At 54.8% G+C, this 14,506-nt stretch carries 11 protein-coding genes; 2 read left to right on the top strand and 9 right to left on the bottom strand.

Annotated features, from left to right (window positions below; all coding sequences use genetic code 11):
- Positions 1–22: 22 nt before the first annotated feature.
- The 4 genes from JMJ16_RS18170 to JMJ16_RS18155 all read right to left on the bottom strand — a co-directional run bounded on the left by JMJ16_RS18170 (position 23) and on the right by JMJ16_RS18155 (position 5,741).
- Positions 23–2,050, bottom strand: coding sequence for a hypothetical protein (locus JMJ16_RS18170; protein ID WP_201383745.1), 2,028 nt, complete (start codon positions 2,048–2,050; stop codon positions 23–25).
- Between the two features lie 111 nt (positions 2,051–2,161).
- Complete coding sequence (locus JMJ16_RS18165; RefSeq protein ID WP_201383743.1) at positions 2,162–3,685, bottom strand: UDP-N-acetylmuramoyl-L-alanyl-D-glutamate--2,6-diaminopimelate ligase; 1,524 nt, start codon at positions 3,683–3,685, stop codon at positions 2,162–2,164.
- 48 nt (positions 3,686–3,733) lie between these two features.
- Positions 3,734–4,777: a queuosine salvage family protein gene (locus JMJ16_RS18160; protein ID WP_201383742.1), complete on the bottom strand. Its 1,044-nt coding sequence runs from the start codon at positions 4,775–4,777 to the stop codon at positions 3,734–3,736.
- 298 nt (positions 4,778–5,075) lie between these two features.
- A complete protein-coding gene (locus JMJ16_RS18155) occupies positions 5,076–5,741 on the bottom strand; it encodes a sigma-70 family RNA polymerase sigma factor (protein WP_201383741.1) in 666 nt (221 codons plus the stop codon).
- 381 nt (positions 5,742–6,122) lie between these two features.
- Between JMJ16_RS18155 and rsrA the strand changes: the two genes are divergently transcribed.
- Positions 6,123–6,425, top strand: coding sequence for a mycothiol system anti-sigma-R factor (rsrA, locus tag JMJ16_RS18150; RefSeq protein ID WP_201383740.1), 303 nt, complete (start codon positions 6,123–6,125; stop codon positions 6,423–6,425).
- A 34-nt stretch (positions 6,426–6,459) separates the two neighbouring features.
- On the opposite strand, the gene JMJ16_RS18145 is transcribed toward rsrA, so the two are convergent.
- The 5 genes from JMJ16_RS18145 to JMJ16_RS18125 form a co-directional block, all read right to left on the bottom strand.
- Positions 6,460–7,305, bottom strand: a complete 846-nt coding sequence (locus JMJ16_RS18145; protein ID WP_201383739.1) for a DUF2085 domain-containing protein — start codon at positions 7,303–7,305, stop codon at positions 6,460–6,462.
- 71 nt (positions 7,306–7,376) lie between these two features.
- Complete coding sequence (locus tag JMJ16_RS18140) at positions 7,377–8,093, bottom strand: cytochrome c biogenesis CcdA family protein (RefSeq protein ID WP_201383738.1); 717 nt, start codon at positions 8,091–8,093, stop codon at positions 7,377–7,379.
- A 106-nt stretch (positions 8,094–8,199) separates the two neighbouring features.
- Positions 8,200–9,942, bottom strand: a complete 1,743-nt coding sequence (locus JMJ16_RS18135) for a HEAT repeat domain-containing protein (RefSeq protein ID WP_236601614.1) — start codon at positions 9,940–9,942, stop codon at positions 8,200–8,202.
- 136 nt (positions 9,943–10,078) lie between these two features.
- The gene (locus JMJ16_RS18130) at positions 10,079–11,221 is read right to left on the bottom strand and encodes a serine/threonine-protein kinase (RefSeq protein ID WP_201383736.1); all 1,143 of its coding nucleotides are present in this window, start codon (positions 11,219–11,221) and stop codon (positions 10,079–10,081) included.
- Between the two features lie 267 nt (positions 11,222–11,488).
- The gene (locus tag JMJ16_RS18125; protein WP_236601613.1) at positions 11,489–12,412 is read right to left on the bottom strand and encodes an RNA polymerase sigma factor RpoD/SigA; all 924 of its coding nucleotides are present in this window, start codon (positions 12,410–12,412) and stop codon (positions 11,489–11,491) included.
- 302 nt (positions 12,413–12,714) lie between these two features.
- On the opposite strand from JMJ16_RS18125, the gene JMJ16_RS18120 reads away from it, so the two are divergent.
- Positions 12,715–14,364 carry a protein kinase gene (locus JMJ16_RS18120; RefSeq protein ID WP_201383732.1) on the top strand — a complete coding sequence of 550 codons (1,650 nt, stop codon included), beginning with the start codon at positions 12,715–12,717 and terminating at the stop codon, positions 14,362–14,364.
- Positions 14,365–14,506 lie beyond the last annotated feature (142 nt).

Below are 14,506 nucleotides of genomic sequence, written 5' to 3'. Positions count from 1 at the left end.
CGCCCTTACTCTTATCCGGTTTCTACTTTGATGATGAGCGGAAGAGACGAGTGAACCACCTGGAGGGGGTAGGTGCCTGTTGCGTGCCATTGCCTGAGAGAGAGGGATCGCTCGCATCACTCAGTTTCTGGCTTTTTTGGTCATTTTGACCGTTATGCCCGTTGGACTCGCCTTCCCTATAGGTCGAGGAGCCGAGCGGTGCGGTCATGATCCGAGCCTCTTCGTCGTCCTCGTCCAGGTTCTCTATTTCCTCATTGTTAATGGGATACGAATGCGTCGACTTGAGTGACTCCCATGGGCCTGCCAGTATCCCCGCCGTCTCGTCGCTGCGAATTGGCTCATGCGGGTTGGGCAGATCGGCTGGCGGGAGATTCCCCGAGAGGATCGGCTCCTGCGGGATAAGCTGATCGCGGCGCATGGGCTGCGTCTCCTGCTTCTCCAGGGCCAGGCGCTCGTCGACCTCGAAGAGTAGACGTGTTACCTCTGGACGCAGGATGCGGTTACGCTCGGGGATGCGCGTCCACTGCGCGAGCGCGGCTGGATAGTAGCCAGCACGGTAGCAGTAGAGGCCCAGCATGGAGCGCGCATCGTAGATGGTCATACGCTGCCAGAGAGCCAGCTCCTCAGCCGGGGTTTCGATGACATTCTCGCTGGCCTCGATAACCTCGACGAGATGATAAAGGCGAACGCCCATGATGCGGTAGGGATAGCCATAGTAAAGGGCTAGGCGCCGTCTGCGTGAGCGTTCGGCGGGATGCTTGCCCACAAAGTAGCACTTGGTCCAGGAGCCGCTCGTCCAGATGGCCAGGGCCAGGATGAGTACCAGGATACGTGCCAGGTAGCGCTCCCAGGTAAAGGTCGATAGACCCGACATGACACCCAGGGCCGCGAAACAGGCTCCCAGCGCCCATGCGCCATAGACAAGGCGGCGTCGATCCCATCCCAGCAGATCGAAGTGATGATGCAGAGGTGTGGCCAGGAAGGGTAGTGGAAACTCAGTATGTGGCACAAACTCATCCGTATTGGCGAAGCGGAGCGTCGTCAATGAGCGACGGAAGAAGCGTGTAAGCACACGTGATTGAATGAGGGCCGAGAGGCCTTCCAGGACAAATGCTCCACCCAGGAGTAAGAGCAGAAGCTCGTTGCGTGAAAAGATGGCGATAATGGCCATCATGCCGCCCAGGGCCAGGGCACCGCAGTCACCCATGTAGATCTTCGCGCTGCGTTTAGCGGTGCGGTGCCTGGCTGCCCAGGACGAGGGCCAGTTCCAGGGAAGGTAGCCCAGAGTGCTGCCCGCGCAGAGGAGCGCGAGGATTTCAAAGACGATGCCCAATGGATGCCTGGGGTCAATCAGTCCAGTCACGACAATGCCCAGGGCGAGCGAGGCGCTAAAGACAAGGCCACCAGCCAGGCCATCCAGGCCATCGCTAAAGTCGACGGCTACCGAGGTAAAGCTACCGACAAAACCAGTCATCAACACAAGGAAAATGAGCCAGCCATAGAATGCGAACTGTCCAGGATGCACGCGACAGGTCGTATCAGCCGCGCAACCTGGATTAGAGAGAAGGGTATTGAGGATAGGTAAATCTTTGTAAAAGCTATACGATTCTTGTCCGGTTGAGACCAGGAAAAAGTAGAGTACGGCGGCTGTGGCGGAGACCAGGAAGAGGCCGCCAAATTTCACGCGCTCCGAGAGCCCCTCTTTGCTATAGACCTTATTCCAATCATCAAGAAAGCCGATCAGGGCAAAGCCAAATGTAGCGCCCAGGCCGATCAGGAGCATTGTCCATTGATCTTTATTTAGTTGAAAAACATATCCCGCCCAGACGCCAATGCCAACGATAGCCAGGGTAAACGCGGGGCCACCAACCAGGGGCAACTCAATGGTTTTGATTTCGCGCCCCCCGGCGGGCATATCTGGACGATGCGTTCCTGGTTTGTGCTCTCCACTGCGAAATTTGGGGAAGAGCACCATTGCCAAACCGCAGAGGGCCAGGCTCGCAACCGCGCACGCAGCGAATATTATTAATAGCCAGAGAATAAAATTCATACGTACTCCAAAACAAAACGATGGCTGAGACGCTCCAGTGTCTTAACGCGCCGCAATGACACGCGTTGCTTCTTTGAATTTATGCAAATACCAATCGTACAACAGGTCAATTTACTGGACATGGCTGCGTAACTCTTCTCTTGCAACCTGTCTATCATCCCAGGGGAGCTTGTCTCTCCCTATGATAATACTTTGCTCGTGTCCCTTGCCTGCGAGCAGTACTGTATCTCCAGGCTGTGCGCGCGAGAAGGCGGTTGCGATGGCTTCGCGCCTATCTGCAATGCAGAGAAAGTCACATCCCTCTTGTTTTCCGGCCTGCTCGGCTCCCACGGCAATCTCGCGTAAAATGCTTTCGCGATCTTCGTCGCGTGGATCTTCATCTGTAATAACGAAGAAGTCACTCATTTGTGCGGCAACACTTCCCATGACGGGGCGTTTCTGCCGATCACGTTCGCCCGCTGAACCAAAGACCACCATGAGCTTTCCTGTGGTGACGGGGCGCAAAATGGCTAGTACTTTTTGGAGACTATCGGCGGTGTGTGCATAGTCGACGATGACGCTAAAGTTTTGTCTCTCATCAATATGTTCCATACGTCCTGGAACGCCTTTGATGGTGGCCAGTGTCTGCGTGATCACATCGAGGGGGATGTCCTGGCTGTACGCGGTCGCGATAGCCGCCAGGCAGTTGCTGACGTTGAAGCGTCCGATCAGGGGGGTCTCGATCTGACACTCTGCGTCGGGAAGAATGAGCCGGAAGGCTGTACGAGATGCCTGTAGGTGCAAGTCGACGGCGCGTACTGCTGCGTCTGTCTCGATACCATAGTCGAGAATGGGGACGCGGCAATAGGGTTTGAGCACTTCGTAGCTGGAATCGTCTTTGTTGAGGATGGCTACCTTGCGGTATCCCTGACCTTTGTCTTGCTCTGGATTGAGCATTTCGAAGAGGCGTGCCTTGGCTCTGCGATAGGCATCGAGCGTCTTATGGAAATCCAGGTGCTCATGTGTGATATTGGTGACCACGCCGACGTCAAAGGCACAGCCGCGCACGCGCTGGAGTTCCAGGCCATGTGAGGTGGATTCAATGACGGCATGGGTGGCCTGCATCTCAACCATTTTGCGTAGAAATTCCTGGATCTCCAGGGCCTCTAGCGTACTCTGACGCGTTGCGTTGGCCCATTCCTGCCCATTGAGCTTGAAGTTCGCCGTGGTCATCATTCCCGTGCGTCGCCCGGCTGCGTCAAAGAGTGTACTAATAATATTCGATGTGGTTGTCTTTCCGTCGGTGCCGGTGACGCCTATGGTGCAGAGCTCGCGTGCGGGAAAGCCATAGAAGGCGCAGGCCAGGTCGGCCAACGCTGTGCGGACATCCTCGACCTCAATGTATGGAATAGGTAGGTCGGTTGCTGAAGGAAGTGACGCACCCAGCGCGACAACGGCCCCGTGTTGCGCGGCATCCGCCACATACCGGCGTCCGTCGGTGTGTACACCGGGGACGGCGATAAAAAGATAGCCGGGCGCGGCCTTCCGTGAGTCGTAGGCCAATCCCAGAATAGTATCTTGCTCAGGGAGCGTGTTTGCGCCGTAAATATGGGTAGGAGGCTGCTCAAGGGCAGCAAGTAAATTTTTCAGTTGCATAAGCCTTGCCAAATCTATAGTAGAGTTGTTTTTATTGTAACAGTCAGGTTAATAGAATATTGTCCGTGTACGATGATAGGGTTGCATCTGCTCAGCGTCTTGCCCTATAAGCCAGAGGCGCTGATCCACCTCTGCTGGGGTCACGTTGTACCCCAGGGTACGCATCCTGCGTTGGATCAACTCACATGCCCAGATGGTCGCGGCTCGAATCTCCACCTCTTCTTCGCTACCAGCGGGAAGGAGTTCCTGGGCATCGACGCGCTGTGCTAGTGGGGCGCTATATTCAAGGATATGGAAATGGCGCAGAACCTGGGGGACTTTGTAGTCCGCAAAGGCGGTGAGCTGCTCAAGGTCCGAGAATGCTCCCCATGACTGGCCATGAAAGGCGCTATAGAGGTCGGAGACACAGATCTGGGCACGCTTCAAGAAGCGTACCTCTCGTCCCCGATACGTCGTGATATCGTTGAAAGAAGGAAAATAACTTGCCAGAAGTTGCGCCAGCCTGGGTGCGCTCCCTTGTGCTTGCTCGATAGCCTGAGAAAAGTTGCCCTGGAAGCGTTGTTGCAGGACCTGGCCAACCTCGTGCGCGTTGTGTAGGCGTTGCTCAAAGAGCGGAATTTGCTGTGAACCACGAAAGATATGCGCAAGCGTTTTGGCATCAAGGGCGCACAGATAGGCGGCATCCCAGAGCGGCAGGCCCTCTTCGACCGCGCGCGTAAGGGCCGCAGCCTCCGCCCAGTAGCCGTTGAGCATCTGGCCTTTGTACTCAATGGTCCAGCGTGGCTGCTGCTTTTCGGCCCAGAAACAAAAATTGAGCGCGTCAAGGAGCAGCATCCAGTTGACAGTACGCAATCCTCCTTCAAAGAAGTGATGCTCAACGTCCCATGGTACCTCGTCAAGCGTTTGACCCCCTCCAGGAAGCGCGGTGCCTTGTTGCCATTGCGCGCAGAAGTGCTCGATGTGTTCCGGGTTGATTCTGACATGCGTACTCTGGAGAACGACCGCGCGTGTGCTGGTCAATACTCCTAGCTGATCCTGTGCTGGAAGTGTGTAGCGATTATCTCTGTTATGCCAGGTCTCGATGTCCGCCATAAACAACCCTTTCCAGAAGATATGGTTTGATTCTACCGGGATTCGAGGTATCCGTCAATCTTTATGGCTCAAATGGCCGTATGATGCGCCCGCCACTATTGCAGAGTTAAAGAGTTCATTACTTCAGCAAAGTAATCCTGGCATGGTTGGGTTGGGCTATGTGGTTAGGGGGAGCGGAAGCGGGCCGACGCACTTTTTATTGCGCGAAAAGTGACAGAAGAAGACATATAGCGTGCCTACCCCCTGGTGGCTACGATGGTCATCCAGGGGTGGAGCGGGAGAGCGATCAAGGCTACCGTTACGGCGTTCTGACGTAGCCTCGATCCTTCGCGTACTGCCAGAGCGACTTTTGCAGTTGGCGCCGGGCGCGTGAGATGCGACTCATGACCGTGCCAATGGGAATCTGCAGTGACTCGGCAATTTCTTTATAGGACAAGCCCTCGATATCCGCCAGGATGACGGGCATACGAAAGTTGTATGGCAGATCATTGAGCGCTTTATAGACATCCTCATCCAGGTATTGATTTAAGACCTCGTCTTCAACTCCCTGAGATAGCTCCTGCCCATTGATATCGCGAATTTGATTATAGAGATAAAACTCTTCTCCCTCAGGCAGTGAGGCCGGGGTTGGGTGTGTGGCCTGGCGACGATAGCGATTGATGGCCGACGTATTCAGAATACGGAAAAGCCAGGCGCGCAGATTGGTACCTGGGTGATAGGTATGCACGAAGCGGAACGCCTTCAGCATCGTCTCCTGCACCAGGTCCTCGGCTTCCTGGGGATTATTCGTCAGGCGCAATGCCGTACGATACAGGCTATCAAGTTGGGCTACCACGCCCGCCTCAAAATCCTCTGTAACCGCATGTTCTGCCGACGCTACTGGTGTCCCCATATCTTCATCGTCGTTTTCTATTTCCAGTTCCGTCTGCTGTTCATCTAACGCTTTCGGATCAAGTTCTGACATTAAGCTCTCCTCTAGTGCGCAAGGTCCCCCTATAACTAAGGCACCTTCTTGCAAGTACTCTCAGTATATCTCAAGGACGTTTAGAATGAAAAGACCCTGGCGAATTATCTCAAAGTTTTCTCATTTTTCCAGGTCCTTGTCTCGGCTCGTTGTGTGAGTCTTCGAGGCAAGAGGATGTCTGTGGGAAACGCGATAATGCCGCGTTTCCCACAGACATCCTCTTACCCTTGAGCGCCGCAGGCGCGAAAGTCGCATTACTCCAATGAGCTAAAGAGCAGGGAATTCCCTAAGGAAGTCATACAGGGAATGAAACTGGCCTCTCTTTATGTTAGAATGAACAGGTACAATGCAATGGCGAGCTAGGAGCAGGAGAATAGTTCTATGGGAGAAAATTTGGATTGCTTAAGCTGTTATGAAATTACAGCTCGTCTTCATCTCTATATTGATCGGGAACTCAATACGCAGGAAATCGAAATTGTGCAACAGCATCTGACGTCTTGCCCACATTGCGAATGTCGCTTTCATTTTGACATGAGGGTCAAGCGCCTGGTTCATGATTGTTGTGCTATTGAGCGTGCGCCACAGCATCTGCGCGAGAAGGTGATGCGCATTGCTCATGGTGAGCAGGTCGATATTGATCCCGAGCTAGCGAAGAAGATCAAAGCTGATTGGGGAGGCTGTTAAATCGCGAGCAACATCGAGAGATGTTTGCCATGACTCAGTATGTGAAGCCTTCGTGAAGCCCCAGGGCTTGCAAGAGCCAGAGTTTGGCCTGCGCAAGCAGGAGGAGTTCACTCACCGTCAGGAGCAGGACTGGTCCCAGCAAGGGGAGCAACTGGCGGTATGCTGTAAAGGTTTCACAGCGTCTTCTCGCCAGGAGGATGCCCATCATGTTCAGGCTGCCTACCGCGAGTAGCAGACCCAGTGTGCTTAAAATGGCTATGATATCTCCAGTAAGTGGTATGTGCGTGGCGATACTGCCAAAGCACAGGAGCAGGATGGGGAGAAAGATGCCAAGCAGTGCGTGCCAGGAGGCCAGGCTGCGTGAGTCATGGTAGTATTTCCAGACCATCTGATTGAGCGTTGGTAGCAAGAACACGGCGATTGCCAATCCTGTCAATAAGCCCGTTCCCAGCCGTAACAGGTTGTTAGGTGTGTAGAGATGGGGAAAATGCAGGTCAAGCGCGAGCGAGTTGCAGCCATCGATGACCAGGGCGAGCACACCTCCACCCAGGAAAAGGCGTAGCCAACGCGAAGGGTATTGTTGCGCCCTCCCTCTGCCACTCAGCACGAGTTCGGCAAAGGAGACGCAGAGTCCTAGATAGATGCCAGTATCGCGCGCACACAGTGGCAGGGCCTCGGTTTCTGCGTAGAGCAGGTGGGTGGGCAGGTGTGCGCATATTCCACTATCTAGCCAGCGCAAGCGCTCCAGCAGCGTCTGCCCAGGGATCAGCCAGCAGAGCACGAACAGGCAGAGATAAGGTGTGCTGAAGAGCAGCATGCGCCAGAGTATGCCGCGCCTCCTGTTTAGTCCTACCGCCTTGCCCCCCCTTCGCGATTGCATGCTATTTCCCCGCTTAGTGTAAGTTCTGTAGGGATGTGGTGCGCGCACCACATCCCTACAGAATATTAACTTTAGCTCAGGCGAAAGTACGAATTGAACAGCGTTAAGAAGTTGAAAAACACAACCACTCCAGTGGCCATCATAAAGATGCCTGTCGCGATCTCAATTTTCCCCAGATGCGGTTTGAGGCGCTTGAGCAGAGCGCTAAGTTGATTCAATCCCAGCCCCAGCAGCAGGAAGGGAATGCCCAGTCCCAGCGAATAGGCCAGTAAGAGCAGCACGCCTTGCTGAAGCGTAGAGGCGAATGCAGCCATATAGAGAATCGAGGCCAGGATCGGTCCTACACAAGGCGACCAGGCGATGGCGAAAACGATGCCCATGACGATAGAGACCCAGTAGCTTGGGCGTGATGGAAAGTAATCAATACGCTTCTGATAGTAGAGAAAGGGGATCTTCAGGATCCCGGCCAGGTGCAGGCCAATCACAAAGAGTATAACCCCCCCGATGTGCCGCAAGAGTGTCAACTGGCTGACAAGAAATCTTCCTAGCGTGCTGGCGGTAGCCCCTAGTGCGACAAAGGCAATGGTAAAGCCAATGATAAAGGCGCTGGCATGGAGCATGGTCTTCAATCGCTGTTGCATACCTGCCTGCTCATCCGCCACTTGATAGATGCTCTGCCCTACCAGTTGCCCTAGATAGATGGGGACAAGCGGCAGGACACACGGCGAAAGAAACGAGACTAGCCCCGCCATAAACGCGATGCCGATGCTTAAATTAGAAGGACTCATGACGCTATCGCAACTCTCTTCCAGAGTATAAAAAGATGATACAAGTTATCCAAAGTTATACATAGTATAGAGGGTTGTGTGTCCACGCGCAAATTGCGAGTGCAGATCAGGGCTTCTGTCGCTGGCTTTTATGGAGAATCTGTAGCGCCTGCTGCGCGAGTGGGTACGGCTGGGAGGCCTGCGCCAGGCGTGCCAGCTCTTGCAGGACCGCGCAGAAAATTGGATCGGCAGTCGTCGTCAATTGACAGAGGGCGTTAAAGGCGGTCTGGGATACGTGCGGGTCCTCATCAAGCAGACTTTGAATCAGGCCAGGCACGGCCCAGCGTGCGCCGATGTGCCCACAGACGAAGGCCGCGCAGGCCCGTACGCCGCTATCGCTATCGGTGAGGAGGCGCAGCATCTCATTCTGAGGAGGCATAAAGGTGGTGTGTGGACTCCAGAGCAAGCCCAGAAGTTCGATGGTGCGTTGTCTGACCCAGGCGCCTGGTACATTGAGTAGGAGCAGGATCAAGGGATCATTCGCGATGAACCCACTGATCTCCTGGAGCGCCTGACGTTTCCCCTGTGTTCGAGCCTGGACCAGGATATAGGACAGCGAGTCTAGCGCCGTGACTTGCACCGCTTCATCGGCATCTTTGAGCGCGTGGAGCAGCCAGCGGACCGTGTTTTCGCGAATAGAGGCGCGTAAGACTCCTCGCAGCATGCGCAGACCTTCGAGCGCTTCCATATGAGCCGGGTGCTCCCTATTGAGGGCAATCGTGCCAAAAACAGCGGCAACGTATTCTCCGCCGCAGGAGGCAAGGGTATAGCAAGCTTGCCGGCGTACCTCGCTCTCTGGAGAGCGTAAGAGAGGCATGATATAAGTATGCAGTGTATGGCGGCGCATCATTCTGCGCATCATGGATGAGTTGGCTATCTCTTCAAGTGTCGTGAGGGCCAGAATCTGCAATGCTGGGCGCTCCGCCTGGAGCAGATCAATAAGCGTTGGAAGCAAGGAGGGGAGCGCGACCTTGCTCAGAGCATGTGAGGCCTGGGTGGCTAGCTCAGGCTCGGTAAGCGGATCTTCCAGGACATAGAGCAGGCAGGTCGTTAACTGCTCGCGTTGAGCGACCGAGAGATGGACCGGCAGTTCCGTGGCAAGCAAGAAGGTGACGGCCTTACGCACCTCAAAAGGGGCTTTGGGATTGAGCAACTGCAATAAAATATCCAGCCCAATGTACTCTCGACAGTGTAGCAACGTATAGGCCGCAGTCAGGCGGACCGGAAAATCTTCTTCTTCGTCCAGGCACGCATAGAGCGCGCTGATAGTGGCTGGTGCGAGCGTGGTTCGGCCTGCGCGGGTCGCCAGCGTTATGGCCGAGGCATAGCGCACTGTCTTCCAGGGAGAGGCCAGCGCGGCACACAGCAGGTCTTCATAGTTGGTTCCGGGCAGGTGGGTGGTGGCCTCGATGGCACTGATCCAGAGCACTGGTCCCGCTGGCTCACTCAGTGTGGGATGCTTCAAGAGTTCATCCAATCTAAGCTCTGCCTTTAGGCAGAGGTTAGCGAGCAGGCGACTGCAATGCTCATACTGAGGGGGCCACCAGGGCCATGCGGGCACCAGGATTTCCGGTGTGCTGCTCAGGGTTGCCAGCACGAGGGGCAGGGTAGACGGACCACAGCGAGCCAGGCGCCGTGTCGCTTGCACACGCACATGATAATCTGTATTGGGCGCTAGCAAGAGCCTGAGCGCTTCTTCAAGAATATGTGACGAACTTGCAGGCCCCGGTACGCTGTCCTGGTCATAAGGGAACGCATGACGCTGTGCATCCGAAGGCATCTGATCGTCTGGTGTGCTTTTTATAATCATATCGGTGCTATCTGACATCCTCGTGCGAAGAGAGTGATACTCTGTTTTAGTTATAGCTATTCTCACAAGCTATAGACTTGCACGTAGCATCTTTAGCAGGGCGTCAGGAGCAGATGCGCGCCATGTTATTGTGCCGCTAGGAGCGATGTGGTGGTCGGAAGAGTTTGTTCCACCAGGGGCGTTGTTCGGTGTGCTCCGATTGGAGTTCTGGTTGTGTCTGGTATGGGTCTTCTTTCCCCTTTTGCGATGTGTCCTGGTCCTTGCGCGCCTGAGCCACCTTGTCGGTGGTTGGTTGTGGCAAGGGCGTGAAAGGAATGCTCATGTTTGGTAGGGTTGGCGTGTCCATTGGCTTCAATTGAGGCAGTGGACTGGGTGTATAGCCTGGCTGTTGCGCGCTTGGGCGCTTGGGTGGTTGAATGGGAATATGGGTGCGTGGTACAGGGGGCAGGGGGGCCGAGAGCCGTAGTCTACGCAGCGCCTCCGCCAGCAATCCCGCGCTAGGATAGCGCTGTTCGCGGTCAAGAGCGAGGGCTGTGAGGATAATATGTTCCAGCTCGGAGGAGAGAGCCGAGTTATAGGTCCCTGGCGCTGGCGGCGAACCCTTTACGATGGTCTGCGTCAGTTCTGGCATGTTGCGTCCGATGAAGGGACGGTGTCCGGTGACCATTTCGTAGAGGACCACGCCAAGGGCATAGATGTCGCTGCGGTTATCTAACTGGTGCCCCCAGACCTGTTCTGGCGAGGCGTAGTAGATGCTACCAACCAGTGTCTTGGTGACAGTAATTTGCTGATGACCAGGCGCGCGTGCCAGGCCAAAATCGGTGACTTTGATTTTGCCCCAGCGATCAAGCATAAGGTTCTCTGGTTTGATATCACGATGGATGACATTACGCTCTTTGTAGGCGGCATCAAGCGCATCCGCGATCTGCGCGGCATACTCAGCCGCCAGGTGTTGCGGTAGCACTCCATCCATATGCAGCAGATTGGCCAGCGTTGGCCCCTGGACATACTCCATGGCGAAGTAGAGGAGCTTATGGGCTTCGCCAGCGTCGTAGATGTGAATAATATTGGGGTGATTGAGTCCGGCAATAATTTGAGCCTCGCGAATAAAGCGTGCCATGTATGAGGGGTCACGTGCCAGCGCTTTGGGTAATACTTTGATAGCTACTTCCCGTCCGAGAGCGACCTGTCGCCCCCGGTAGACGACCCCCATGGAGCCTCGCCCAATCTCTTCTTCCAGCAGAAACCCACCCAGGCTCTGACCAGCTAGTTCATTCATGCGCTACAACCCGTTTCTTCGTCGAAGGATAGATAATGCATAATATGTTCTCTATTAGATTAAACGTATGCAAGTTGAAAATGTGGTGGATAGAGAAAAAGGTCCTTATCTCTCTGGCAGGAGCGTACCAGCAAAAAAAGTCAGCCTTTTTGCACGCAACAAGGGGTAGGGCGCTTCTTACACCTGAGAAGCGCTCTACCCCTTGTTGCGGTATATTGCTCTGACGTACGACGCTACAAAAGCATATAGACACAGTCGAAGTAATTTCTAGTCGAGGTAATCCTTCAGGATACGGCTCGCCTGTGGGTGACGGAGTTTGCGAATGGCGCGTTCTTCAATCTGGCGGACGCGTTCGCGTGTGACCTTAAGCTTTTTGCCGACTTCTTCCAGGGTATGGTCATGATCATCGATCAAACCAAAGCGAAGCTCAATCACCTGGCGCTCACGTACCGTCAACTGCCCAAGTACCTTGCGAATCTCTTCACGCAAGAGCTGTTGATCAGTGATCTCCATGGGACCGCGTTCGCGTACATCTTCGATGATGTCTCCCAGGGTATTTTCTTCCTCTTCTGAAAGTGGGGCGTCCAGGGAGAAGACTTTCTCGGCCCAGATCAGGAGTTCACTGACACGCTCAGCGGTCATGCCCAGGCGCTCACCAATAATCTCAGGCGTTGGTTCGCGTCCCAATTCCTGGTAGAGTTGGCGCGTGGTGCGTTTGACACGCATGACTTCTTCCATGATGTAGACAGGAAGACGAACAACGCGTGTGCCCTCCAGGATGGCGCGTGTGATAGCCTGCTTAATCCACCAGGTTGCGTACGTTGAGAAGCGAAACCCCTTACGATAGTCAAATTTGGTGACTGCGCGAATGAGACCAATATTCCCTTCGCCAATAAGGTCTTCAAGGGAGAGTCCCTGCCCAACGTACTTTTTGGCGATACTTACTACCAGTCGCAGATTCGCCTCGATCAGGTGGTTCCTGGCTTCCTTTTCGCCATTCTCCGCGCGTTCAGCAAGGCGGGACTCGCTTACGGCCGAGAGCAGAGGAATACGCGAGATTTCGCGCAGGTAGAGGCGGAGACTGTCACTTTGTGCCAGGCTGCTCAGCTCTGTTTCCTGGACGGTTTCGCGTTCCATGTCTGCCGTTTTTTCACGGTCATGATCAGCATCAAACATCACGTTTCGTTCCAAATGTTTGCTCTCTTCTTCCTGCAACATGTACGTAAGATCAGATCAGTATGGCTTATTGTATCATACGTATGGCTTATTGCAAGCGACAAGGGCACATTTTTTGGTAGAGTTTCCTGGCGCTAAGATGTAACTGAGAGGTTGTTTCTATCGTAGAAGATTTTGCACGTCTCTAGGTATAGAGAGGAAATGTTGTACGATGATCTTGCCACAGGGAACGTTCTCTTTTTGAGAAAGCCTGCTTTCTGAACAGGGCGGAGCATACGCCTGGTTCAATAGTAATAGAAAAGGGAGAAAGCTCTGGTATGAGCTTGCCACTCGCACTGGCGCAAGGAACGGTTGTTGGGGGCCATTATGTCGTGGGGCCGCTGATCAATAGCGGTGGTTTTGGGGCCATTTATCGTGGAAGCGATACCAGCGAAAACAACCGGCCCTGTGCTATTAAAGAAACATATGATATCACCCCGATGGCGCGGAGACAGGGGCTAATGGAGGCCAGTGTGCTCTTTACTGTGCGTAGCAAGCACCTGCCCGAGGTATATGACGCCTTCGAGTCCAATGGCCGTTTCTACCTGGTGATGCAGCTTATCGAGGGAAAAAACCTGCTGGAATTGCTGCGAAGTCGCGTCCCTGGCGGTCGCGTGGGGGAGCAGGAGCCACACCAGGCCAGCAATGGTCCCTGTAGCGAGCAAGAGGTTGTAAACTGGCTCCTCCCCATCATGGATGTGCTGCACGAACTGCATAGCCGTAGGCCCGCTATTATTCATCGTGATATTAAGCCTGGCAATATTATTCTGACGCCAGCTCAGACCACGGTCCTGGTCGATTTCGGCCTGACCAAGCTCTATCATCCAGACGAGGAGACGCAGACGCTGGTGAAGGCGGTGTCTGCCGGCTTTAGCCCACTTGAACAATATACTGGTAAAACGGGACCCCAATCCGATATCTACTCCATGGCAGCCACGATGTACCTGCTCCTGACCAATCGCTTGCCGCCGCCCGCGATCAATCGCAGCTTTCAGGATCACCTGATCCCTCCTCGCCAGTTGAATCCAGCGCTCTCTCAATCACTAGAGAATGTGCTCCTCAAAGCGCTGGCAGTGCGCGCTGAAGATCGTTTCGCCAATATGGCCGATTTCGCGAGCGCTATTCGTGATCCCCAATTCGCGACCGCGCATTCCGATAAGACACTGGCCGCACCTGCCTGGCCGGCGGGTTCACAATCACCTCAGCAGCCCTTGAAGCTCCCCGCTCCCCCACAGGTACAGGGGGCTAAACCACAGACTGCCCAGGCTGGTCAGCGCGGTTCCCAGCACCAGGTGCAACAACCCCCACGCCAGGGGCAGCCGCCACAATGGCCACGTACCCCTCAGCCACAGGGGCGTGTCCCACAGGCCATTCCCCAGGGGCAAAAGATACAGCCACCCCAGGCCGCCTATGCACCGCAAGTCGCTCCCAGTGCCTTTGGCCAGGGATGTCTCTGGGGCATTATTCAGGGCGTACTCTCGGCGCTCTTGATTCTCTTTTATCCACGCGAGGAGTACTTCTACCTGGCCATTCTGATGGGCTTTATGTTCTATGTCTTTTCCGGCTTTATCACTACCCATCGCGGTGGACGCTCGTTACGCGGAGCCTGGTCGGGCCTCTGGGCGGGCGTGACCAGTACCATTACCTTCTGGTGCGTCTTGCTTGTAGGCCTGGTCGTACAGTGGGCGCAGCATCTTAGAGGCTCAATGGCGCCTGGGGCGCCCGCGCATGTCTGGCAGGAAATCTTTCCTGAGTTTCTCAAGCGTCAGACGCAGGCCTCGACCAGCGGTCAGCAGGGGGCCAGTCCCCTTTTACTCTTCGTCGTCGGTGGCCTGATCATCTCCTTTGTCCTGGGCTGGATCGGTGGTATGCTTGGTCGTTCGCAGTTCAAGGCCCGCTGGGCCAGGTTGCACCCCCAGCAACCCTGAGTGGAAAGGGATATATTGTTGATGTGGCGTGGTCGGCCATGGCCGACCACGCCACATCAACAATATATCCCTTTTTATAAGACGAGCGCAGCGAGGCGAGACGAAAGGGGGATTTTTCGCTCAAGAGACGCATGTTTATGGT

The organism is Ktedonobacter sp. SOSP1-52 (assembly GCF_016587395.1).
This window is presented reverse-complemented; position numbering and strand designations above follow the sequence as displayed.